Origin of the sequence: Paenibacillus sp. FSL R5-0341, assembly GCF_037975235.1 — a bacterium.
GTDB lineage: Bacteria > Bacillota > Bacilli > Paenibacillales > Paenibacillaceae > Paenibacillus > Paenibacillus amylolyticus_A.
This window is the reverse complement of sequence record NZ_CP150241.1, coordinates 4,827,609-4,851,973: the sequence shown is the minus strand read 5'-3', so window position 1 is coordinate 4,851,973 and position 24,365 is coordinate 4,827,609. Positions and strand designations below refer to the sequence as shown.

The 24,365-nt window shown below is 42.1% G+C and carries 21 protein-coding genes; 20 read left to right on the top strand and 1 reads right to left on the bottom strand.

The window, feature by feature from the left end; all coding sequences use genetic code 11:
* Nucleotides 1-116 precede the first annotated feature (116 nt).
* The 14 genes from MKX75_RS21750 (at nt 117) to MKX75_RS21685 (ending at nt 13,917) form a co-directional block, all read left to right on the top strand.
* Nucleotides 117-704 (top strand): polysaccharide deacetylase family protein, encoded by a 588-nt coding sequence (locus MKX75_RS21750; protein WP_339166781.1) that lies wholly within the window; start codon nt 117-119, stop codon nt 702-704.
* Nucleotides 686-1,504: a glycosyltransferase family 2 protein gene (locus tag MKX75_RS21745; RefSeq protein WP_076332835.1), complete on the top strand. Its 819-nt coding sequence runs from the start codon at nt 686-688 to the stop codon at nt 1,502-1,504. The genes MKX75_RS21750 and MKX75_RS21745 overlap by 19 nt, the downstream gene beginning before the upstream one ends.
* Before the next feature lie 11 nt (nt 1,505-1,515).
* Complete coding sequence (locus tag MKX75_RS21740; protein ID WP_175623770.1) at nt 1,516-2,565, top strand: Ldh family oxidoreductase; 1,050 nt, start codon at nt 1,516-1,518, stop codon at nt 2,563-2,565.
* Nucleotides 2,566-2,654: 89 nt separating this feature from the next.
* The gene (locus MKX75_RS21735) at nt 2,655-3,026 is read left to right on the top strand and encodes a VOC family protein (protein WP_076332837.1); all 372 of its coding nucleotides are present in this window, start codon (nt 2,655-2,657) and stop codon (nt 3,024-3,026) included.
* Between the two features lie 3 nt (nt 3,027-3,029).
* Entirely contained in the window at nt 3,030-4,499 is a 1,470-nt protein-coding gene (locus MKX75_RS21730; RefSeq protein WP_339166779.1) for a class I adenylate-forming enzyme family protein, read from the top strand.
* 16 nt (nt 4,500-4,515) lie between these two features.
* Nucleotides 4,516-4,788, top strand: a complete 273-nt coding sequence (locus MKX75_RS21725; RefSeq protein WP_339166778.1) for a phosphopantetheine-binding protein — start codon at nt 4,516-4,518, stop codon at nt 4,786-4,788.
* Entirely contained in the window at nt 4,788-6,017 is a 1,230-nt protein-coding gene (locus MKX75_RS21720; RefSeq protein ID WP_076332840.1) for a phenylacetate--CoA ligase family protein, read from the top strand. The genes MKX75_RS21725 and MKX75_RS21720 overlap by 1 nt, the downstream gene beginning before the upstream one ends.
* 57 nt (nt 6,018-6,074) lie before the next feature.
* The gene (locus MKX75_RS21715) at nt 6,075-7,811 is read left to right on the top strand and encodes an ABC transporter ATP-binding protein (RefSeq protein ID WP_076332841.1); all 1,737 of its coding nucleotides are present in this window, start codon (nt 6,075-6,077) and stop codon (nt 7,809-7,811) included.
* Complete coding sequence (locus tag MKX75_RS21710; protein ID WP_076332842.1) at nt 7,811-9,538, top strand: ABC transporter ATP-binding protein; 1,728 nt, start codon at nt 7,811-7,813, stop codon at nt 9,536-9,538. The genes MKX75_RS21715 and MKX75_RS21710 overlap by 1 nt, the downstream gene beginning before the upstream one ends.
* A 48-nt stretch (nt 9,539-9,586) precedes the next feature.
* Nucleotides 9,587-10,516, top strand: coding sequence for a Gfo/Idh/MocA family oxidoreductase (locus tag MKX75_RS21705; RefSeq protein WP_076332843.1), 930 nt, complete (start codon nt 9,587-9,589; stop codon nt 10,514-10,516).
* Complete coding sequence (locus tag MKX75_RS21700) at nt 10,516-11,238, top strand: hypothetical protein (protein WP_076332844.1); 723 nt, start codon at nt 10,516-10,518, stop codon at nt 11,236-11,238. The genes MKX75_RS21705 and MKX75_RS21700 overlap by 1 nt, the downstream gene beginning before the upstream one ends.
* Nucleotides 11,239-11,255: 17 nt before the next feature.
* A complete protein-coding gene (locus MKX75_RS21695; RefSeq protein WP_076332845.1) occupies nt 11,256-12,104 on the top strand; it encodes a sugar phosphate isomerase/epimerase family protein in 849 nt (282 codons plus the stop codon).
* Nucleotides 12,104-12,886 (top strand): sulfotransferase, encoded by a 783-nt coding sequence (locus MKX75_RS21690; RefSeq protein WP_076332846.1) that lies wholly within the window; start codon nt 12,104-12,106, stop codon nt 12,884-12,886. The genes MKX75_RS21695 and MKX75_RS21690 overlap by 1 nt, the downstream gene beginning before the upstream one ends.
* A gap of 29 nt (nt 12,887-12,915) precedes the next feature.
* Nucleotides 12,916-13,917 (top strand): hypothetical protein, encoded by a 1,002-nt coding sequence (locus MKX75_RS21685; RefSeq protein ID WP_076332847.1) that lies wholly within the window; start codon nt 12,916-12,918, stop codon nt 13,915-13,917.
* Between the two features lie 326 nt (nt 13,918-14,243).
* Here MKX75_RS21685 and MKX75_RS21680 read toward each other — a convergent pair whose 3' ends face one another.
* Nucleotides 14,244-14,606, bottom strand: coding sequence for an iron-sulfur cluster biosynthesis family protein (locus tag MKX75_RS21680; RefSeq protein ID WP_062835739.1), 363 nt, complete (start codon nt 14,604-14,606; stop codon nt 14,244-14,246).
* Nucleotides 14,607-14,894: 288 nt separating this feature from the next.
* On the opposite strand from MKX75_RS21680, the gene MKX75_RS21675 reads away from it, so the two are divergent.
* The 6 genes from MKX75_RS21675 to MKX75_RS21650 all read left to right on the top strand — a co-directional run bounded on the left by MKX75_RS21675 (nt 14,895) and on the right by MKX75_RS21650 (nt 24,272).
* On the top strand, nt 14,895-15,923 hold the full coding sequence (locus tag MKX75_RS21675; protein ID WP_062835738.1) for a LacI family DNA-binding transcriptional regulator: 1,029 nt from the start codon (nt 14,895-14,897) through the stop codon (nt 15,921-15,923).
* A 181-nt stretch (nt 15,924-16,104) separates the two neighbouring features.
* On the top strand, nt 16,105-17,376 hold the full coding sequence (locus MKX75_RS21670) for a sugar ABC transporter substrate-binding protein (RefSeq protein ID WP_339166776.1): 1,272 nt from the start codon (nt 16,105-16,107) through the stop codon (nt 17,374-17,376).
* A gap of 99 nt (nt 17,377-17,475) precedes the next feature.
* Complete coding sequence (locus MKX75_RS21665) at nt 17,476-18,363, top strand: sugar ABC transporter permease (protein ID WP_278298694.1); 888 nt, start codon at nt 17,476-17,478, stop codon at nt 18,361-18,363.
* Nucleotides 18,356-19,201, top strand: coding sequence for a carbohydrate ABC transporter permease (locus MKX75_RS21660; protein ID WP_036617294.1), 846 nt, complete (start codon nt 18,356-18,358; stop codon nt 19,199-19,201). The genes MKX75_RS21665 and MKX75_RS21660 overlap by 8 nt, the downstream gene beginning before the upstream one ends.
* A 90-nt stretch (nt 19,202-19,291) precedes the next feature.
* Nucleotides 19,292-20,788 (top strand): glycoside hydrolase, encoded by a 1,497-nt coding sequence (locus MKX75_RS21655; protein WP_339166775.1) that lies wholly within the window; start codon nt 19,292-19,294, stop codon nt 20,786-20,788.
* A 352-nt stretch (nt 20,789-21,140) separates the two neighbouring features.
* On the top strand, nt 21,141-24,272 hold the full coding sequence (locus MKX75_RS21650) for a beta-galactosidase (protein ID WP_339166774.1): 3,132 nt from the start codon (nt 21,141-21,143) through the stop codon (nt 24,270-24,272).
* Nucleotides 24,273-24,365 lie beyond the last annotated feature (93 nt).

Here is a 24,365-nt window from a genome sequence, read left to right as displayed (position 1 = left end):
GGCCACTTGTTTTATATTATCACCACATTCATCCGAAAATTGATCATTATACATCACTAACACCTGACCAATTTGCTCGTTCACTTGATCTTGTTCTGTATGAAGTGGGAGGAAGTGTGGATCCAAAGATTGTATCCTATGAGTGCGATAAATGGTTACCCAAAGAACCGTCTGTTCTCATAACGTTTGATGATGGATATAAGGATAATATTGAATATGCAGTACCTATATTGGAGCAATTCGGAGTAAAGGCAATGTTTTTTGTTATTACCAATAATATGGAGTCTCATAGTGAGGATTGTAACAATTCGGACGATTCACATCTTTTTATGAATTGGAGAGACCTTGTTGAAATAGAAAATGCTGGACATGTACTTGGTGCACACACCTTATCCCATCCGAAAATGCATGAGATTTCAATGCAAACTTCTCAATGGCAGATGGAAGAGTCCATAAAAAAAGTAAAAGAACACTGCAGTAATCCCGAAAATCCTATACATTTTGCATACCCATACGGATTCATTCCTCAACAAGCACTGGATTTTCCGAAAGGATGTTTAGCTTACGGGACAGTTAAAGCACCTCCCAATCCCTGGAATGAAGTACCAAATAATATACGTCGTACGTACGTACCAACAGGACAAATGAATATCTGGTCAGCAATGGCTAAAAGCTGGAGGGAACAATGGTTCGAATTACAGTGATAATTCCGACTCAAGATCGTCTTCAAGATCTGCATCGGTGTATTAAAGGAATTCAAGATAATGATTTAAAGTTACTCCATGAAATTATTGTGGTTGATGACGGTTCTGAAACAACAATTAGTCCATTAGTGGAGAGTTTTAATTTACCGATTAGGGTGATTCGTAACGAAAGACCAAAGGGAGCTGCTATTTGTCGTAACATTGCCGGAATGTCAGTTGAGTCTAACGTAATCGCATTTTTGGATGATGACGCTGTCCCCACAGCGGACTGGTTATCCGTAATTAAAAGAGAGCTCCTCGAAAATAGAGGAGGAATTACGGGAAGAGTATTACGTTTTGATAGTGGTATCGTATCTGCTGCACGACAAGCAAGGTATGATATGAGATATTTGAGTGTTTCACGTGAGCAACCTGTCCAGTTTTTCTCTGGTGGTAATTCTGCTGTATGGACTACATTATTTAAAAAAGTGAATGGTTTTAATTCGTTGGGAAGTGGTGGAGATAATAACTTTGTTATAGATATCGAAAATCAGGGTTTTAAAATTCATTTCATTCCAGAATTAATTATACTACACCGCAATAGCAAAGGTTTGATGAAGGCTGTAATTGAAGCCTACAATTCAGGGAAGTTCCACCCAAAGCAAGTCAGTCTTAGAGATTCAGTGAGAAATCTAGCGGCAGTGAAACAGAGTGCAATTGGAAAGACTTTTTGGATAGCATCTTTAAACTGGAGTTTAAATGCCATTCATCTTCTTGGAAGAATCCAAAAACGTGAGATACAGCTTAAAAATATGAAATGAGGATCGTTCTTATGAATACAAAAACCATGTGCATTGAAGAATTAACGGAGCTTGTCGTATCTGCACTTATCGCTTCAGGTATTGAGAAGGATGAGTCAGGTATTGTAGCAAACGTATTGATTAATGCAAATTTAATGGGGATGGATTCCCATGGTGTAGATCTACTGCCAACCTACCTGCGTAGAATTGAACAAGGGGGGATTCTTAAAAATCCAAAAAAACAGGTCATCTTTGAATCAACGTTCATGAAAATTATAGATGCTGATGGTGGTATAGGACCAGTCACGGCTTGTCAGGCTGCAACAGATGCCATAAATCAAGCAAATGAGAATGGTATATCGATTGTTATGGTTAGAAATAGCAATCATATTGGAATGTTAGGATACTATACTAGGATGATTGCGAGTGAAAACCAACTAGGAATTGTTCTAACAAATTCTGGGCCTAATGTGGCTGCTTGGGGAGGGAAAGAAGCTGTTCTTGGGAATAATGCTCTATCCGTTGCTTTACCGAATGATGGAGGTATTCCATTTGTGCTGGATATGGCTACCGGAGAGGTGGCTTGTGGGAAAATTAGAGATCTAGCTGAGAAAGGAATTAATGAGATGCCTAGGACTTGGGCACTTAATGCTGCAGGACAGCCTGCTTCTCATCCACAAGAGTTTATCGATGGGGGAGTTGTACTTCCTTTCGGTGGTCATAAAGGGTTTGGTATTGGAATGGTCGTAGATTTACTTACAGGGGTTTTAAGTGGTGGTTCGTACTCCGTGAATGTAAAGCGTCAGAGAGTACATGCTGATAAGATTTCTGAATCTTGTCATACCTTTATTGCGTTGGATGTTTCCAAGATTGCTCCATTGGAAGAGTTCAATGGAAGAGTCCAAGATTGGCTAGAAAGTATTAAGAACAGTTTGAAAGCTGATGGGGTGGAAGAGATACTGATACCTGGAGAAAAAGAGAAAAGAGCAATGGAGCATAGGAAAGAAGGTATTCCGATAGCAGTGGGCACGTACAATAAATTAAAGTTAATTAATGACCAGTTACAGCTTAGCCTGATATAGCTTGAGACTGGGCTTGTGAATAAACATATAGAGTAGCTACTGTCAGACTAAAGCGTGTATTAATTAAACAAATACGAGGAGGATCTACTATGAATTATAATTTTATTGGAATTGATCATGTACAACTCGCAGCACCCGAACAATGTGAGGAGCAAGCTCGTCAATTCTTTGGCAAAGTCCTAGGTATGCAGGAGATTGAAAAGCCAGTAAATTTACAGAAGCGTGGAGGGGTATGGTTTCAATGTGGTCAACATCAATTGCATATTGGAGTACAAGAAAATTTTGTATCCGCTAAAAAGGCCCATCCTGCCTTTCACGTAAAAAATGTATTGGAGTTAAAAGAACATATAGAGCGTTCTGGGATAAAGACTAAAGATGACGAGCCACTTGAGGGAGCAATTAGATTTTATGTAAATGATCCATTTGAAAATCGGTTGGAATTTTTAGAGTGGTTAATCTGATTTATGGAAGATTGTACAGTCCCAACAACAATTCACGAATCCATCCTACTTGTTGCAGAGATGTATCGTGATAAAAAAGCTATTATTACCTTAAATGAATCCGTAACATATCTAGAATTGGTTAACCGAGCAAGTGATTTAGCCAACCGGTTCACTAGACCATTGCGCGTTGGTATTTGTATCAAAGATCCAATACAATTTGCAATAGTCTATTTAGGATCTTTGATAGGCGGAGGGCAAATCTTATTGTTGTCAGCAAGTTCATCACAATCTGAAGTTATTACCATGCTAGAGCAAGCAGACTGCGATGTGTTATTCACCGACAGAACAGACTTTACTAACTTTATTGGGAAAGTCTTCGTTTATTCTATTGAGCAGGCTAATTTTGATCTTCTGCAATCTGAACAACAATTAACAACAAACGACAACACAGCAGTCATGGTTCCAACGTCGGGAAGTATCTCAAGACCGAAAATAGTAAAATTGTCCCATAAAGCATTGATCTGGAACGCAATGGCTCACAATGAACACCTAGATATGAGGAGTAATGATATTGCGCTTGTTATTCTACCTCTAACCTCAAGTTTCGCACATACAACACAATTTTTAGCACAGCTCTTAATTGGAGGAACATGTGTAATACACAATGGTGTTTTATTCCCGCGGGATATCTATCAGACTATTCGTAATTACCAGATCACAAGTATGGGCTGCGTATCTACTCACCTTAAGTTATTTGTACTAAATCCACCTTCTCCTGAAGATGTGAAAACGCTTAAGCTTATGGTTTGTGCTGGAGCTCCTACAGACATAGAGACAATCAGCCAAGCAAGAGAGATGTTTAAACATGCGGATATTGTAAGAGCATATGGACTAACTGAGGCAGGGCCTAGGGTCTCATGTGGACTGAAAAACAAGGTTGTATCTAATGATTCATCAGGGGTCCCACTTAAGGGTGTACAAATTAAAGTGATGGGAGAAGAAAACGAAGGAACAGAATGTCTATTGTTCGAACCAGGAGAGATATGGGTTAATAGTCCATCCCTATATAATGGATATTATGAAAAAGGAAATAAAGACTACGCTCAAAAACCTAAAGAAGAGTGGTTGAAAACGGGGGACATCGGATATATTGATGCCGAGAATCAACTCTTTATTCTAGGCAGGTCCAAAAATATTATTATAGTCGGTGGTATGAATGTATACCCTGAAGAAGTGGAAGAAATACTTTGTCGTTTTCCTGATATCTCCGATGCCTATGTTTATGGAAGAGAGGATTCATTGACTGGTGAACAGGTAGTCGCAGAGATTGTAGTACGTTCAGGCGAAGTTAAGTTGTCTGATATTCGTAAATTTTGTTCAGATTATCTTTCAAAATATAAGATTCCGAAGTCTGTTAATGTAGTGGACTCGATTAAGAGAACAGAAACTGGAAAAGTTCAACGTGGTTCAAGAGTAAATTCTAATTCATAGAAGAGGGGTATTGAAAATGAGTGACTTTGAGCTGGAAGTACGTAGTAAACTGCAAGAAATTGTAGGAGGCCTTACATCGGCAGATGTGTCCGAGATTAATGACAATGTCGATTTAATTCAAGATATTGGCTTAAACTCAATTGATATGATTCAGTTAATCGTTATTGTAGAACAAAAGTTTCAAATAGAGATTCCAGCTGAAGATATGATTATAAGTAACTTTCAAATATATGGGAAGGTTATTGAATATATTCTTGAGAAGGTGAAAGTAAAAGGAGGGGATGTATAGTGGATGGTAAAAAAATCGTAAATTTGTTGCAATATGCAGAGAATCATACGGAGTACTATTCAAAACTGTTTTCAGATAACGGAATTAACACTGGTGATATCAATGACTTTGCAAAAATCCCTTTCTTGTCGAAAGCTGATATCCAAGCGAATGAGAAAGAGATTATTTCAGATAAATATGATATTAATTCTCTTTTATTAGAAAGAACGAGTGGATCGTCGGGAATTCCTTTAAACTGTAGGTATGATAAAAATGAACGCATCAGAAGATCGTTAGCTCTGTGGGGAGAACGGAAAAAGAATTCTCCTGATATTATGGGACAGAAAATAGCGATTTTTCATGCAGGTAATCGCAGGCATGCAAATTCCACTCGTAATGGATTGATTGCGCGTGACGGTAACACACTCTATATTAACTATTTAAATGTTGGAGACAGTTACGTTGAGAAAATCTATGACGCTTTGATCGAATTCAGCCCGTATATGATCCGCTGCCAACCTTCAATTTTATTTGAACTGGTTACATATTGTAAAAGAAATAATAAGAGTACTAGGGATATTCAAGCACAATACATCGAGCTAGGGAGTGAGTATTTGTTTGAGTATATACGAGATGAAATTATTGAAGCATTCCCTAGTGCAATTGTAGCTAATAATTATGGTACCCAAGAATTTTTTTGTGTAGCGTACTCTTGTGCAAACCATAATCTTCATATTGTTTCTGAACAACTACATGTTGAGACTGTCAATGAAGATGAAGAAGGATATGGAGAGATTATTATTACAAGTCTTCATAACTACGCTATGCCACTTATTCGATACCGTATTGGGGATATTGGAAAAATCCAAACGAAACCATGCAGTTGTGGGAGGAAAGAACCTGTTCTTCAGTTGAAAAGCGGAAGAACATCAGAATTTTTTATGTACGGATCCAATAAAGTACACGCGCATATTTTTAAAAACTGTATTGAAAGTTTCAATGTTCTGAAACAGAAAACATATATTAAACAATTCCAAGTTACGCAGCTACAAGAACAACATTTCGAGTTTAAAATTGTAAGTGATTATACCTCTTTTCAAGAAGAACTTCGTACACATATTAAATCATTTTTTCTAGAAAAGCTTGGGATTGAGCTTGAAATTATAGTGAGTCTGCAGGAACAACTAACTATTGATGAGAAAAGTAATAAATTGAAAGTTTACAATTTCCTACAATACGATAAGGTATAATTTATTGTTAAGGTGACCATTGTATGGTCTCCTTTTTCAGAAGGGGAGAATCATTCTTTGAAGGAACGCCCGATTCGTAATTTTTACTCCGTATGCTTTTTGGAATGGTTCACTCTAGCCATTTGTATGCTTTTTATGATTGCTAAGGTCTTTGTGGGGATTTCAGAGGCCTACGTTATTCAGCAGATGATTGACCTTACCTTAGGTGGGCAAATGAGTGAAATTTTCGATTTTTTAATATATATAGTTCTATTTATTGTAATCGCTATATTTGTGGAGTACATGGAGGTTACTTTTAGTGGTAAATTTTCAGTTCAAACACTGAAGAAATTAAGGATTTATATTGCTAAACAAATTTCCGGCATGCCCATTTCTTATGCTGAAAGATTTGACTCAGGTAAGGTCTCATCAGTAATTACAAATAACTTACAAGTTGTAAGTAATTATTTAAGTTCTACATTCATCAATTTATCAAGAACTCTAATTCTTTCAATAGGCTTTGCTATTTATTTGTTAGTACTTGATTGGAAGCTCTTTTTAATCAGTATTTCAATTACCCCAGTTATCCTTTTAATAACCAGAATATTTAAAAATTCTACACAATCTTTGAGCAAAAAAGAGCAAGAAATTGTGTCTAAGTCAAACACAATCGTTTTAGATAGTATACGTGCCAGAGAAATTGTTAAATCGTATAATCTGGAAAATCATTGGTTTAAGAAGTATGCAAGCTACATTGATAGAGCACTTGAAAAGAAAATTATATTTGAAAGAAGAAAATCTTGGATGGGAGCAATGAATTATTTCGTTGATTTTATTCCTATGTTAATTTGCATAAGTTATGGAGGATTTCTCACCTCACAAGGTTCTATGAGTGCCGGAGAACTGTTAGCTTTTTTACAAATACTGAGAAGGTTAACCGGATTTTTGGGTACTCTTCCTGAGATGATAATTGATACTTACAGTATGCAAGGCGCATGTCAACGTTTACTTGAAGTGGTCAATCAAACTAAAGAGAGAACTACCGGTGATAGTGATATGACAGAAATAGAAGACGATTTAATTTCTGCTAGTCGGCTTACCTTTGGATATGATGCTCAAATAAGGTTAAATGAATTGTCTCTACAGATTGAAAAAGGTGAGAAAATTGCTTTGGTAGGCGAAAGTGGGAGTGGTAAGAGTACACTAGCTAAGCTACTCTGTGGATTTTACGATGATTACAAGGGGTCTCTTAAAGTAATGGGACGCGATCTAAAGCAATGGAATTTAGAGTCATTAAGAAGTCGGGTTGCATACATTTCTCAGGACGCTTATTTGTTCTCAGGCACAATTTTGGAAAATATCGCATGTGGGAAACCTGATGCTTCACTTAAAGACATCATGGAAGCATGCAAATTATCCAATGCTCATGATTTTATTATGAGTCTTCCAGAGGGTTACAACACGTATTTATCTGAGTCCGGAAACGGGCTATCGGGAGGACAAAAACAAAGGATTTGTATTGCAAGAGCGCTCTTAAAAGATTCCGATCTCATTATTATGGATGAGTCAACCTCTGCCTTAGACTCCGAGAATGAAAGCCAAATTTTTCATAATATTCTCACCAAACTTGAAGGAAAGAATGTCATTATTATTTCGCATCGATTTTCATCTATTACATATGTAAACTCCATATTCGTACTTCAAAACGGACATCTGGTGGAAAAAGGGTCTCATGAAGAACTCATTCTGCAAAGAGGAGTTTATTATCATTTATTTGAAAAACAATCCACTCAGTTAAAGAGGGTTATACAGTAATGGAACAAAAAAATCGAAGTGTATTCTCGCAGTTGTATGCATTTATGCGGCCTAGAATTGGCTGGTATTTAATTGGTTTATTTGGACTAAGTATGACTCACGCGATTGTACCTGTTATCTTAGCTTTCGGGATGAAGTTCGTAATCGATTTCTCTGTCAATGGCCAAAGCAATTTGCTTCGTACCAGCGTGTATATACTTGGTTCGGGTATGATATTGCTCGTAACGATGTATGTATTTTTCAGTTACACTTTTCGAACAAGTATTAGAAGGACTATGACTGATGTGAAGAAAAAAATATTTCGACAAATACAACTGGTGCCCGTCGACTATTTTGATAAGACCCACAGCGGGGACGCACTATCTACTCTAAATCATGATCAGTTTTTAATGGAGATGGTATATGGAGGGCACTTACGTAATGTAATTACATCTGTAATGACAGGTATGTATTCTGCTATTTTCATGATGATTCTTGATTGGAGAATTAGTGTTTTCTTAATTATCTTTGCGTTACTCGCTACAGCTGTGAACTCTAAGTTTGCACGTATCGGAAAAAAGATAGCCAAAGAACAATCGGAAAATAATGCTGTGCTTGCTAAAGTGATGTTAGAGGTTTTCCATGGTCTGTCAGTATTTAAATTCTATGCTAACTTCATTTATCCGAAATTTGAAAAGACAAACAGTGTTTTGGTCAACTTAGGCATGAAGGCAACTCATGAAGGAGCAAAACAACAACAATTTAATACACTCATTCATTGGTTAAATTTCACGACTCTACTGTTTATTAGTGCTTATATGGTAGTGAACAACCTTACTTCTCTCGGTAATGTAGTTGCAATCATGCAACTATATGCTGGTGTGAGTATGATGTTTAACACCTTAGGCAGATTAATCGTACAACTCCAGAATAGTATAGCTGGCACTGAAAGAGTTCTAAAAATGCTTTCTCTTCAAATTGAAGGAGAAGAACAAGTATCTAGATCGGAAAGACAATATGAAGAGCTAACTGAATGTATCATTAATTTTATTAGTGTAACTTTTAGCTATGGAGATAAAAAAATCTTAGACAATGTTAATACATCTATCTCTAAGAATCAAAGTATAGCTTTGGTTGGAACAAGTGGCTCTGGAAAAAGCACCTTAGCTAAATTGTTGATGCGTTTCTACGATACAGATTCTGGAGATATTTTATTATTCGGAAAATCTATTAGTCAATATAATCATAAAGATCTAAGAGATTTAATTGCATATGTTCCTCAAGATACTTACCTATTTAATACCACCATAAGAGAGAACATACGAATGGGACGTCTAGACGCTAGCGATCAAGAGATTATTGAGGTTGCAAAGCTTTCCCAAATTCATGATTACATCACTACCTTGCCAGATCAATATGATACTAAGGTAGGAGAGAAGGGAATAAGACTTTCTGGTGGACAACGTCAAAGAGTCGGAATCGCAAGAGCTATACTAAAACCTTCTCCCATCTTTGTACTAGACGAAGCAACTTCAGCTTTAGACTCAGAAAATGAATCAAAAATTCAGGATATTATTCAAACCCTATCACAAAGTAGAACAGTAATCATTATTGCTCATCGTCTTTCTACAATTGTTCAATCCGATAAAATTATTGTTATGGAACGGGGGCAAGTGGTGGAGGAGGGTACACATGAGGAATTGATAAGCCAAATGGGTAGCTACCGTCAGTTGTATTTAGTTGGTTAGAGATTGAAAATTAAAATTCGTTTCAATTATAAAGGAGGTCTTTAAGATATGGCGGTAAATATAGCTATCGTTGGCTATGGTTCTGCAGGACGTCAACATGCAAAGACTCTATTGGATATGAATCACGCTTCACTTTATGGTATTTACGAAAAAAATCCGATAGTCGATACAGATAGTGTCTATCGATTTACCTCGTGGGAGGAGTTACTATCCAATCCTGATGTAAACGCTATAGCATTGTGCCTCCCACCTGGCGGAAGAGCGAATAAGGCATTCGAAGCATTGGATGCAGGAAAGTCAGTCCTTCTCGAAAAACCACCATGTACGACGGAAAAAGAACTTGATCAGTTATTGAAAGCTGCAAACGATGCGAACCAAACCATCGGAATCATGTTTCAGCATAGATATCGACTTCCTGAGGAAGCATTTAACGTTAACTGGGATCATCAAACAACAGCTATTTTGGAAGTTTCGCGGCCGCGTGACATAAACAGATACTTCAATGACTGGCGACAAGATCCTGCTTTATCTTTTGGTGGGATTACAGCTCATCTTGGAATACATTATTTAGATTTGGCCTGCCAAATGCTTGGAGAACCTATTTCGTTTCATCAAGCAGGAAGGAGAGAGTTTTCTCCTGGTATTGACTTACGCACGGTAGGAACAATTGAATTTTCCACTGGAGCCGCAATGTCATTTGTTGTTACATGCGAAGCAGAAGCACGTAAAGAGCGCTTGTCGTTGTATGGACCAGATATTCGTCTAACTATCGAAGATGGAAGGTCTGCCTTAGAATACAAAGGTAATCTAAGACAGTATCCTGTCGAATCTACGCATGAGATGCGAAAACAACTTTATATGGATTTCGCCTCTTCTATAATAAATAAAGAACAACCGGAACGTTGTCATTTACAGGGTGGACGTGGAGTTACACGTTTATTAGAACAAATCGCGATGAATGGGGGCATACATATTTAATGTCATTTCGAATCGGTTTATCTTCTGGTAGTATGCCGAATCTCACTGCAAACGAGTTAATTCAAAAATTAAATGAGACTGGTTGCAATACGGTCGACCTAAGGGTGGGAAAAGGGCACTCTTGGGAAGAGGAGGGCCTTACTCCCTTAAGGCAATCGGGTATTGACATTGCTTTTATTGGTATAAGTTTTACACTTGGCGATGACAGATTTGATAAAGAAACTCTCATCAAATCAATAGCTCCTTATGCTGATATTCCTTTAAAAGTTTTTTCCAAACCCGGATGTACTACAATCCAGCAGATTGAATCAACACAGAAGCAAGTGCAAGTGTTAGCAAGCATTGCAGGAGGGATGGATAGGATCTGGGTGGAGACTCACAAAGGAAACTGTGGTGTAGAGGAACTCGTTCGAATAAGTGAATTGCTTGGTACCCGCGTATTGTTGGATACTTTGGGACTTGCATGTATTTCTAAGGACCCTCTCGAAGCTACGACGAGTCTAATGCGCTTCATTTCTGGGGTACAAACTAAAGGATTTAATTGGGATAACCCATATGAAACTATACACGTTCCACTCTCCGAGACTGACATAAATAGAACTTATCTCATTTTGCAGAAGCTGGCGGATACGAATTGTTCAGTTACAGTTGAAACTAGGTCAGGAAGTGCAGTGGAGGATATCAAGGTTTTGCAGTCGCTCTTAGCACGAGAATCTGAATAATAAGGGGATAATCAACAATGAAACTAGCTATTATTGGGGATGAAATAGATCAAGATTTGCATCGAGTAATTGACGCGGTTCAGAAAAATAAATTCCATGGCATTGAAGTCCGTTCCGTCTGGAATACACGTCCGGACCAATTAGATAATGAACAATTAGAGCTGATCCGTGATTCCGTTCGTTCTGCAGGACTAAATATAGCTGGCTTTGATTCTCCTTGTTTTAAAGTAGAATTCCCGTCGACAGATGAATTGCTGGAAAGTTCTCGGGAATCTTTGGCAAAAGCTATCGACCAGGCTCGGTTGTTAAATTCCGGTTTTGTTCGGGTGTTTACATTTTATCGAGAAGGGATAGCACAACCTAAGCTAGCTGCAAGAGCTGTAAAACAAATTGTTGATGGACTTGTTTCAGATGATATTCAAATTTATGTGGAGACTGGTATGCGTACAAATACACCTACAATAAAGCATATGCTTGAATTCCTAGATGAGGTTGCCGATAACCGATTAGGTATTGTTTGGGATCCTGGTAATTCGGTATTTTCCGGTCAAGACTTGAATCCGTTTCCAGAAGATTATACCTTGGGGAAAGAGTTCATTAAGCACATACATATTAAAGATCCGGATGGTCAGAGTCAATACGTCAGACTAGGTGATGGTGATGTTCCATGGCGAAATATCATTCAAACATTGAAGAACGATGATTATCAGGGTTATGTCTCTCTGGAAACTCATTGGAGAAAAGGACGGGTGCTTGACCAAAAACAACGGGATAATCCATGGTTTGATTCTTTTTCTATGGATGGGTATGAAGCTTCTGTAGAATGTATGCAGCGACTGTTATCTTATATCAATGAGGTATCTTAATGAATAACCAGAGCACGCTTCCGATAATTTTACTCGGTTTCCAGAGATCTGGGACGACAGTATTTGCGCATAAGTTAAGCGAAGCATTTGGTGTAGATAATGGGATGTTTAGCGTAAATGGAAAATTGATGTATTATTTACATCGATGGCTCACTATGAAGGATATTGGTTATCGTCATTTGCGTGTGGATGAAATATTATTTTCATTGAAACGCCGTGTCCCAGGTGGAATCGGAGTAGAACGATATTTATATCAGGTTGAGAAAGTGCTGCGAGAAGTTGCGATTGATGTTGCTGAGGGATATCAAGGCAATGAACTTGAGTTAGGGAGGCGAATTGTTTCCGAAAGCTATAAAGGTTTTACAAGGTGGGGAGATAAATATAATGAATATCTTCAGATATTCCCTTATCTTAACAACGTAGTACCTGACGCCAAATATATTCTTATGTTTCGAGATCCATATGATGTTGCTTCATCTGTAATGGAGTGGGAAGGAGATCGCCCATGGCGTCCCATTTCGGTCACTGGAAATTTAAAAAAGTGGGTTTCATGGCATGCCGAAGCTATTGAGCAGATTACTGCTTTATCAAAGGAACGTTATCTTGTTGTTGAATATCAGCGTCTTTGTGAAGGCATTGAAAACGATCGGCTTTCTAATTTTATTGGAATCGATATAGCTCCATATTTAAAGGAACTTGTTCCACGCCGTAAAAGAGTGAGCCACCCTCGTCTAACTCAGGAAGTAAAGGAAGTTTGGGATAAACTCCAAGGTATGAATTAGTCAGCAAAAATAAATAGGGGGTTAATGTTATGAACGCTATCGAAAAATTACAGATTGAAAGACCATTAGTCTGTACTTACAAGCATCACGCATTGCCTCTTGCTATTTCTCCAAACGTTAAAAATAATCTTGAATGGCAATTAAATCATTATATACAGATTTACGCTAAAGATTTTAATGGAGATCCCCATTGGCTAGATTTTTATATTTTTGATTCAATTCTGTTCAGATCATATGCTCCGTGGTTAACTATTCAACACTTGAGCTCAGATTATATATCTAAGTTTACATCTATACCGAACTTTATTAAAACGTCCATTGCTAATGGAAAGTATGTCTATATAAACTATGACTCTTATTTTGTTAAACATACTAACGCGTACAAAAGGAAACATGCCCCTAACAACATGTTAATATTCGGCTATGATATGAATATGCGTCAGTTTGATGTGTATGACTATACGTATACAACAAATAGACAATTGGAAGCAATAAAAGTACCATTTGATGAGATTGAGACATCATTCTTGTCGGATGCCTCGAAACGATGGGCAAGAGTTTTAGCATACAATGAGGAGTATATTCATAAATTTGATATGAAGTTAATGCTCCGCTCCCTTATGGATTATGTATTCTCAAGGAATTCGTCTGAAACCTACAAGATATTTATCTCTACAGATACTAATGATTATTTTGGAATTAGCGTCTATAAAAGGATCGTCGATTTTTGTGAAGCTTGTCAAAGAGATACAGCTCGGTTCACTATTTTACCATTCTGCTTATTACTGGATCATAAAAGGGTTCTTAAAGAACTGGTGATATATCTATCTAAAAAAGGGATTTGTCATCAAAAATATATTAATGAATTAACTAGTATTGAGATGGAAGCCCTACTAGTACGGAATATTGCTATGAAGTATGCGTACAATCGAAATAAACGTGATCTTCAAAGCATTATTGACGAGATTCATATTTTGTACACAACTGAAAATATTGTATTAGGTAATTTAATTCAAGCAATTAACATCTAGTTCTAAATAATAATTAGAATTAGCAAGGATTAAATGGTCACCATTGAAAGGTCGCTATATTAGTGACTTTTTTATTTTTTTGAAATAGCAGTACACCTTAGTATTTCATTCAGTAATTTCAATCTCATTAGAGAGATTAATCAAGCTGTCACCTTTTGGTCCTGAAAAATTGTTGGAAATAGAGCGGGAGAGGTACAGAGGCCTGCACGAAGATGAAATGTTTACAAGAATAGTGCTTAATTAACTCGTTCGAAATTGATAAAAAACCTCTCGTCCCGCAGAAAACGTGGGATTGGGAGGTTTTGATTATAGTGTGAATTCAACGTTTATCGTACAAACCATCCAGTGGGTTGAGGAGCTATGTCTGCAGTATCTCGTAGATCATGGACTTTGACATTACTGCCATAGATCATGGAATCGCTACTCAGTCGAAATGAAGGGAAACTGTGCTCGGATTGCAGACGCAGACAGGGTTCAAAGTAAATCTGCTGCTGTTTGTTGATTACAAAGGGAAGCGAACCGGCTTCTACGGTAACATCATCGCTATCCGGCTCGTTCAAGATCAGAAGCACCGCAATTCCGTCACAACCGCATCCATCGGTATCATAAAACAATTTGAAATAGCCTGGTCGATCTCCCAGCTTTTCAGTAAGTCTTGCTTCTGCCAGCGGACTGACTTGAATGATCATGACGTTGTTCACACTCCTCTAATCCCAATGAATTCGCTTACAATTTAATATATGGACCATAAACGCAGATTAGAAGGGGAAATAAAGAAAAGCAAACATGTCCTGTGAAAATAATGACGCTAATGAGTAATGCATCGAACAATTCACGTATGAATGTCATATCCGGAACTTCTATTGGTCCAGTGTGAAATCATTCGCCCGTCACTGAAACCCATTTCATCACCATTCCTTATCTGGTATGATAAGCAGGGAAAATAGGGAAAATTAGAGAAAAAGGAAGGTTCCGCTATGACACCGATCACTATATATGACATCGCCAAGGAAGCAAACGTATCTGTCGCGACGGTCTCCCGGGTGCTGAATGACACGGCACCAGTGCGTGCAAGCACCCGAGAGAAGATTATGTCCATCATCGAAAAACACCAGTTTCAGCCGAACGCGCAGGCGCGCAGTCTGATCAAGAAAGAGACGGGCACCATTGCCATCATCCTGCCAGACATCACGAACCCCTTCTTTCCGGAAGTCTTCTGGGGCGCGGAGAATGAGGCTCGCGGATTGGGGTACACGTTTTTTCTGTGCAATACCGCAGGGGATTACAACAGGGAATCTGAATATTTGTCCATCCTGCGAGAGAAGCGGGTAGACGGAATTATTTTTCTCGGCGGGCGAATCAACATGCAGGTTTGTCCAGATGATATGGCTCAGGAATTGATTGATATGGGCAAACGTATGCCAATTGTGCTGGTTAATGGCAATATTGCCAAAGGCGGATTCCACCGAGTGTACACGGACGAAGGGGCAGGGGCAGCTCTTGTAGCTGAGCATTTGCTTGAACTGGGGCATCGTGATATCGCCTTTGTCGGCGGGTTGAAAGAGTTGTCCACCACGATGGTTAAGGTCAGAGCTGTGCAGAAGAAACTTCGCGAGCATGGGCTGGAAATACCAAAAGAACGGCAATTACTCGGCAGCTTCTCCATCGACGATGGTAAACGAGAGATGTCCAAATTGCTGGATCGTGACAATCCGCCAACCGCAGTCATCTGTGTGAATGACAACACGGCGATTGGTGCCATCAAGTCGACGATTGAGCATGGGCTCTCGATTCCGAAGGATATATCCATTGTGGGTTTCGATGACACGCCGCTCGCCAGTGCCGTTATACCGGAACTGACAACCGTGTCCCAGAACACGTATCAGCTTGGCAAACAGGCTGTGGACGTGCTGCATGAGCTGATTAACCAAGGCAAACCGAAGAAGCAGATCATTCTGCAACCGGAGCTGATTGTGCGTCAAAGTACAGGACCTGCTGCAAGATAAGGGGCCCTGTAATTGGAAAAGAAAGCGTTGACATTTCCTTGAAGGGTGAAATATAATGAGTGCGTGAATGAAACCCCTTTCATAAAGTGGAACGGGTTTTATGTTTCAGCTTAATGAAACCCATTTCATGAAACGGGTTTCAGTGTAGTCATCCATTCATTATATCAAGGGGGCGTAGCGTATGAGAAGAAGTCTTAAGGTCATTTCGTTATTGATGCTGGTCATGGTAATGGGTCTGACAGCCTGTAGCAGCGGGAGTAACAACGGTTCTTCCGGCGAGTCCGGTGGCAAGGTTGATTTGAGCATGACGATCTGGGGCTCGGAGGATGAGAAGAAGATTTATCAGGAGCGACTCGACATTGTGAAACAGACGTATCCCGATATTAACGTGAAGCTGAACGTGGTGGCAGGGGATTATGACCAGAAAGTACAGACCATGATCGCCGGGGGAACAGCGCCGGACATCATGATGATTGCCGAGAACTACCAGGCTTACGCCTCCAAGAATCAGATTATACCGCTGGATGACATGATTCAAGCGAACAATGTGAACGTGTCCGAGCGTTATTCCGATGATATCGCAAACCTGATGAAGTACGATGGCAAACAATTCGGTTTGCCAGATCGGGCAGGCGCGATGGTCCTCTTTTATAACAAAGACCTGTTCGACAAGGCTGGGGTGGAATACCCAACCAAAGATTGGACGCAAGACGACCTGATGGCGGCAGCTCAGAAGCTGACGGTCAAGGAGAATGGCAAAACGACTCAATGGGGCTACTACCCAGGCAGCTGGTGGCCGCAATGGATGCAACTGATCTACCAGAACGGTGGCTCGATATTCGATGAGAGTGGCAAACCGACATTCAATACAGAGCCTGTGCGCAAAGCATTACAATTCATGAATGACCTGACCTTCACATATGGTGCGGGACCAACGCCAACCGAAATTGCCGACATGGGGAATATCGGAGCCGATCCGCTGTTCGCTCAAGGCAAGATCGCTATGGAAACGACAGGGTTCTGGAACATCGGTTCACTTGCCAAGGTGGAAGGCATTAATTGGGATATCTCTCCGGTATGGGGCGAAACAAACGCATTCTTCAACGGGTTAACGATTACCAACGCTTCCAAACACAAGGAAGAAGCTTTCAAAGTCATCGAAGCACTGACCACACCGGAAGCACAGATGCCAATGGTCAAAGCCGGTCAGGATGCTCCTGCAACCAAAGCAGGTCTGTCCAGTGATGAATTCCTGAATGCTGAATACGGCGGCAAAAAAATCAACATGGCTGCGTTCAGTGAATCGACGATCTATGCAGAACCGTTCAACCCGCAATGGAACGAAATGATGAAGCTCATTAACGATAAGCTGGGTGTGTACTTCAACAACAAAGCCTCGCTTGATGATACCGTAACCGAAATTCAGAGTGGACTGGAAAGACTCTACAAATAGAGGATTTTTCTGAACATGCACAAATAGCAGCGACAGCAGGACAGGTGGAATCGGCGTGAATGCGGGTTCCATCTGCTCTGCGTCATGGGAGGGCTTAACGTGAGAAAAAAGGACGGGAAATGGTTCTACATCTTCATCTCGCCTTGGCTGATCGGGTTTCTGGGGCTGACCTTGGGTCCGATCCTGTTTTCCATCTATATGAGCTTCACGAATTGGGATCTGTTCCAGTCCCCTGAATTCATCGGTATCGACAATTACAAAACGTTACTGACCGATGATCCGATCTTCTGGAAATCCGTCGGCAATACCTTCTTCTATGCGCTAATATCCATTCCGTTGGGCATGTCGATCTCGCTCTGGATTGCATATTACCTCAACAAGAAAATCAAAGGGATCACCTTCTTCCGTATTCTGTTCTACCTGCCTTCCGTTGTTCCGGTGGTTGCGAGTTCATTGCTCTTCATCCACTTGCTTGCGCCGACGGAAGGATTGATCAACCAGGCACTTGCGATCTTCGGTATTCAGGGCCCTGCCTGGCTGCTTGATCCCAACTGGGTTAAGCCTGCATTGATTCTCATGTCCTTATGGGGTGTGGGTGGTGGCGTGGTATTGTTGCTTGCAGGGATGAAAGGTATTCCACAGGAGCTGTACGAGGCCGCTGCCATCGATGGAGCGAAGAGTACACAATCGTTCTTCCATATTACATTTCCAATGCTAACGCCCGTCATCTTCTTCAATCTCGTCACCGGCATGATTGGAGCGCTCCAGACCTTCGCGCAGGTATTTATCGTCACAGCCGGGGGACCTGACAATGCAAGCCAGATGGTTGTTCCCTACTTGTTCCAGAATGCGTTCCAATTCTACAAAATGGGATATGCATCGGCGATTGCCTGGGTACTATTCATCATCATCATGGCGTTGACACTCGTTGTATTCCGTTCATCGGCGCTATGGGTGCACTACGAGGAGGGAAAAGCCAATGAGTAATCCATCGACTGTGGAGAAGACGATATCGTATATTTTTCTGATTCTGGTCGGGGTGCTGCTTGCTTCGCCTTTCCTGTACATGATCTCCATTGCACTGGCAAGTGACGCAACAACCGTCAAATCAGCTTTTACCTTCGTACCAATGGAGTTCCAATGGTCGAACTTTTATACCATCTTCACGAATAACAATCTTGGCACGTATCTCAAAAACTCGGTCATCATTACCATCTTTACGATTGTCGGATCGGTATTATCAGCTTCGATCGTATCTTACGGCTTTGCCCGAATCAAGGCAAAAGGCAGCCGTTTCCTGTTTATTGTGTTGCTCAGTACGATGATGATTCCGGGTGAGGTGACGATGGTACCGCAGTTCATCATCTTCCGTCATCTGGACTGGATTAATACATTCTACCCGCTGATCGTACCGAGCTTCTTCGCCGGAGCGTTCAACGTATTCCTGATTCGGCAGTTCGTCATGAGTATTCCAAAATCACTGGATGAAGCCGCCATGATCGATGGTATGGGCCATCCCGGAATCTACTGGAAGATCATCATGCCACTGACTTATCCAATTCTGGCGGCTATTGCGATCTTCTCGTTCTCCTACAACTGGGGCAACTTCATGGGGCCGCTCATCTATATCAATGATCCGGAGAAAATGCCGCTGGCACTCGGCGTGCAGCTGTTGACTACGGTAGGTGGCGGGCAGATGCCACCATGGAACCTTGTCATGATCGCTTCCCTGTTCCTCACCATTCCGATGGTGCTGGTATATCTGTTCGGACAGCGTTATGTCTATGAGGCCAACATTAGCGGCGGAAGCAGCGGAATCAAGTAACCGAAGTGTCTGTAATGTGTGTATGTATTGAACCTGACGTTCAAGGTCAACGAAGTAATCATCGTACATGGAGAAGGGATTGTATAGCCCATGGCGCATAAAGAACAACGCAGCAGGAGCAAACGGAACTATATCATTATGGGTGTGGCCTTGATTGCCCTGCTGGCAGGAGGAGGAATTGTTATCAATCATTTTGCCAATGAATCATCCAAGACACTTGTATTCCAAGAGGAACCTGTACGTCTTAAGCTGGATCAGTCCTATGATCATTTTGAAGGTTGGGGTACGTCACTTGCCTGGTGGGCCAACGATCTTGGTGGATGGAAGGATCAGGCGAAGGTGAGTGAAGTGATGGATCTGGTCTTTGATCCGGAGAAAGGATTAGGTCTGAACATCGTTCGTTACAATATCGGCGGTGAGGAAAATCCGGAGATGAAAGCCCTCCGTCCAGGCGGGGATGTACCTGGCTTCCAGCCTGAACCTGGAGAGTGGGACTGGGATGCCGATGCAGGTCAGCGTGCTGTTTTACAGGGCTCGATGGAGCGCGGCGTGAACATTGCCGAAGCATTCTCCAATTCACCACCTTACTGGATGACGATCAGTGGATCGGTTACCGGAGCCGTGGATGGCAGCAATAATCTGCGGGACGATCAGTATGATGCGTTTGCCGATTATCTGACCGAAGTCGTGAAGCATTATCGGGACGAGTGGGGGATCACCTTCCGCACACTCAATCCGCTCAATGAACCTTCCTCCGATTGGTGGAAGAAGGGCAATATGCAGGAAGGCAGTCATTTTACGAATGAGAAACAGGCCGAGATTATCAAGAAAGTCGCTGCATCGCTGAAGAGCAAAGGACTGAATGGAACCGTCATTAGTGCCGCAGACGATAACAGCATTGATGAGACGGTGTTTAATTTCAACCTCTATGATCAGGACACGCTGGACGTAATCCAGCAGATCAATACCCACTCCTATAATGGTAGCAAAATGGAAGAGCTGCGCACATTGGCAGAACGCAATGGCAAGAAGCTGTGGATGTCCGAGTACGGAACAGGTGGCAGCGAGCCGCACAGTCATGAGGATATGACCTCGGTGCAGGAGCTAGCAGAGCGAATCATGTTTGATCTGAAAATCATGCAGCCTTCCGCCTGGGTATACTGGCAGGCCGTTGAAGATGAAGGTGCCAATAATAACTGGGGCTTCATTCATGCGAACTTTAACGGTGAAGAGCAGTATGAGATGACCAAACAGTATTATGGCATGGCCCAGTTTACGAAGTTCATTCGTCCTGGCGCGACGATTATTCCAACCGATGGTGGACGCACGCTGGCTGCCTATGACGCGGAACGTCAGAGACTGGTGCTGGTGATTCGTAATGAATTGTCAGCGGGAACAACGGCGTTTGAACTGGAAGGGTATACGTATGGAAAATCATCCACCGCTCAGGTGTATCAGACTTCACCGGATCGGAACATGGAACAGCTTGAAGACATTCCGGTGTATGCGAACGGACTTGAAGTGCCTACCGCAGACAATTCCATCACAACGGTTGTACTGGATGGCGTAACATTGCAGTCGAAGTAATAACAGCGATTGGAAGGTTGTTCTGTCATCACAGTGCCGATATAGATTGTCATTTAGTTCGCCTTATATTTTAAAAGAGTTATAGGACATATGAAACTATATAAATTCAACTAAACAGTTACACCAAACGGAGGGGACAGAAAAAACTTGAAGAAGCGAAGCGGTCGCCTACAAGCTTTCTGCAAGAAAGCTACATCGGAAGCATACGCTATCCCCGGATTTTCCCCTTTGAGTAAAGGAAATCAAAAAATCTGGGGATAACAGCGATCGGAAGGTTGTTCTGTCATCGAAGTGTGCAGTGTAAATAATCTTTAGTTCAATTTATATAAATAAAGAGAAGGAGGGGATATCTTTGACAGAGAAAGCATCCCTTTTGCTCCAGGAACAGGAGAAGAACATCGCCAGGGCTGAGAATGGTGTTCAATCCGAGTTAATGTACGATGCACGCAGTTTTTTCCTGAACGGAGAGCGTATATTTCTGAACAGTGCAACGATCCATTATTTCCGCATGCCGAAGGAGGAATGGCGGGAGGTTCTGCTGAAGGCGAAGCTAGCAGGTATGAACTGCATCGACACCTACTTTGCGTGGAATGTGCATGAACCGGAAGAAGGACAGTGGTCCTTTGAAGGGGACAACGATTGCGGTGCTTTTCTGGATATGTGCGCAGAATTGGGTATGTGGGTTATCGCGCGTCCAGGTCCTTTTATCTGTGCGGAATGGGATTTTGGCGGTTTCCCGTACTGGCTTGGTACGAAGGACGGCGTGAAATTTAGGGAAAATAATGAGACGTATCTGTACTATGTGAACCTGTATTTTGACCGGATTGTGCCGATTATTCGGAAACGTCAGCTGTCCGCTGGGGGCACGGTCATTCTGGTTCAGGTGGAGAATGAATACGGGTATCTGATGGATGACGCTGCTGCAAGTGACCATATGAATACGCTGAGAGATGGATTGTTGCAGCGTGGGATTGACTCTACACTGATCACTTGCGTTGGCGGGGCGGAAGGCACGATTGAAGGGGCTAATTTCTGGTCAGGTGCTGACGGGCATTATGAGAAACTTCGAGCCAAACAGCCGGACACCCCGAAGATGGTCACGGAATTCTGGACCGGATGGTTTGAGAATTGGGGAGGGCCTTCGGCCATTCAGAAGACAGCGCCTTTGCTGGAGAGACGCATCATGGAGATTCTGCGTGCCGGGTATACCGGAATCAGTCACTACATGTTCTACGGCGGTACAAATTTTGGTGGATATGGCGGCAGAACGATGGGTAGTAGTGACATCTTCATGATTACGTCCTATGACTATGATGCACCGCTGAATGAATATGGACGGGTGACACCGAAATATGCAGTAACCAAGAATCTGTCCTATTTCGTCCATGCATTTGGGCCACTCCTGATGGAAACAGAGGAAATTCCAGAAGAACAGATCGTTGTACGTCATCCTGAAGGCATATCTGTACGAGGCAGACAGGCTGATAACCAGAAGATCTGGTTTTTGGAGAGTCACAAGGATGAACGCGAGACGATGCACATTACGCTCGAAGAAGGCCGAACTCTTCCCGTATCGCTGAATCCAGGACAGATTATTCCATTGCTGGATCGAGTACAGATTGCCGAACACGTATACCTGACTGCGGGTACGATGATTATGGGCAATGAAATGATCAACGGAGAATTGAACCTGTTCATCGTGGCCGCTGCAGGACAGCGTTCTGTTGTTGAACTGGAAGCAGGGGCATTGAACGTCACAGGTAGCACGGTGCAAGTGCTGGTCGAACATGATTCAGCCAGGAACGTATACCGCTTCGATTTGTTCCATTTCCAAGAGCCTGGAATGATCCAGCTGGAAGCAAACGGCACACCGATCCGTTTCATCATTCTGGATCAAGAAATGATGAATCGAACATGGCGATTGGAAGCAACAGATCAGAAGGGACTGCGTTATGCGATCGGCTTCGATGATGTGGATGTGTTGTCATCTGGTCAGGTCAAGGGCATGATTACTGATCCGGATCGCACGATTACGCTGCTTGGTGACTGGAACGATGGAGAACAGACGTTAACAGGCCGTGAGTTCCTTGCTAGCGAGGAAAACGGTGTGCAGTACGATGTGTTGAATCCAGAGGGACGAGATACCCCAACGCCATCCACCCCACAAGCTGTACCGAGTGAGCTTAGTCAGGAGTCTGTTGTAGAAAGACTTCAGCATCCTTCAAGGACAGCGCCGATTGCGCCAACGTTGCCTGCTTCTCCGGAGCTGTCACGTGTTACGTTAATTGCGAAGCAGCGCTCGGCGAGTGCACAACCGGAGGACTTTTCCCGGTATGGACAAGATTTTGGTTATTTGTTGTATGAATGCGACTTCGAGAGTCCGACGGAAGGAATCATCAATCTCATTTTGCCGGATATCCAGGATACCGCCAGAATCATCGTTAATGGTGTTCAACAGGCATTAGTACGTCAGGTAGGCGCCGCAGGAGTGCAATTACAAGTAGCCCAAGGGAAGAACAAACTTCAGATTCTGATGCAACATATGGGCAGATTGAACTTCTCCCCGTATTTGGGTGAGAGCAAAGGTCTGGCTGGTCCTGTGTATCTGGCTGGCCAAGTTCAAGATATTCGTCAGGATTGGCGTACAGAGAGTGGAAGTATTCATCTTGATGAGGTGAATTCTCTCCAAGGGGCTCCACTTCTGAGCAGAAGCTTTACACTGGATAGCATGGATCGGGCCATTCTCGTGGGTGCCTTGAGCAAAGGTCTTCGTATCAATGGCATCGAAGTTCCGATGGAAGGATATCAGGACTGGTTTACTTTTCAGACGCTAGACATATCCCTCTATATCAAACCGGGAGAGACGAACACACTGGAAATGCCGTATAGTCGTTCACCGCTGAATCGACTGGAACTGATCACGTATCCGAGTCAGGGAGAACTGAAGGATTGGCGTATGGCAGGCACGGACGCATTGCTTCCGCAACAGTGGGAGAGCTACGAGGCAGTTCAAGGAGCGGCTTATCGTAGAGTACAGGGGTCAATCCAGCGTGTGGCACAGCCTAGTATCGCCCAAGGTGGCAATTGGAATGCCAATCCGGTGACCCTTACCTCGGATGATGGGATCTCAAGTGCTACGGTAAGTGAGAGGGCTCAACCTGTATCCAACCTTGTTCCAGTCCAAGGGTCGTATTGTCAGCCGGTCTGGTACCGCTGGCGTTTCGCGAAGCCTACGGTTTCGGAGCATCATAAAGTGAACCTGATGCTTCGCCTAACGGGAATGAGCAAAGGAACCATTCACTTGAACGGACATCATCTGGGTCGTTACTGGCAGATTGGTCCGCAAGAGGATTACAAGATTCCAGTAGCTTGGCTACAGGAAGAGAATGAACTACTTTTGTTCGATGAAGAAGGCAGAACACCAGAACGGGTACGATTCCTGCTGGATGAGTTATCCAGTTATCCATGGGTTGTCGTGGAGTAGGACTCGAAAATAGCATCACGTAACGTAAAAATATACCTTTTACCCCAGTCATACCACCTCATTTTCTTAGCCTGAATAACCCGGGTTCGTGAA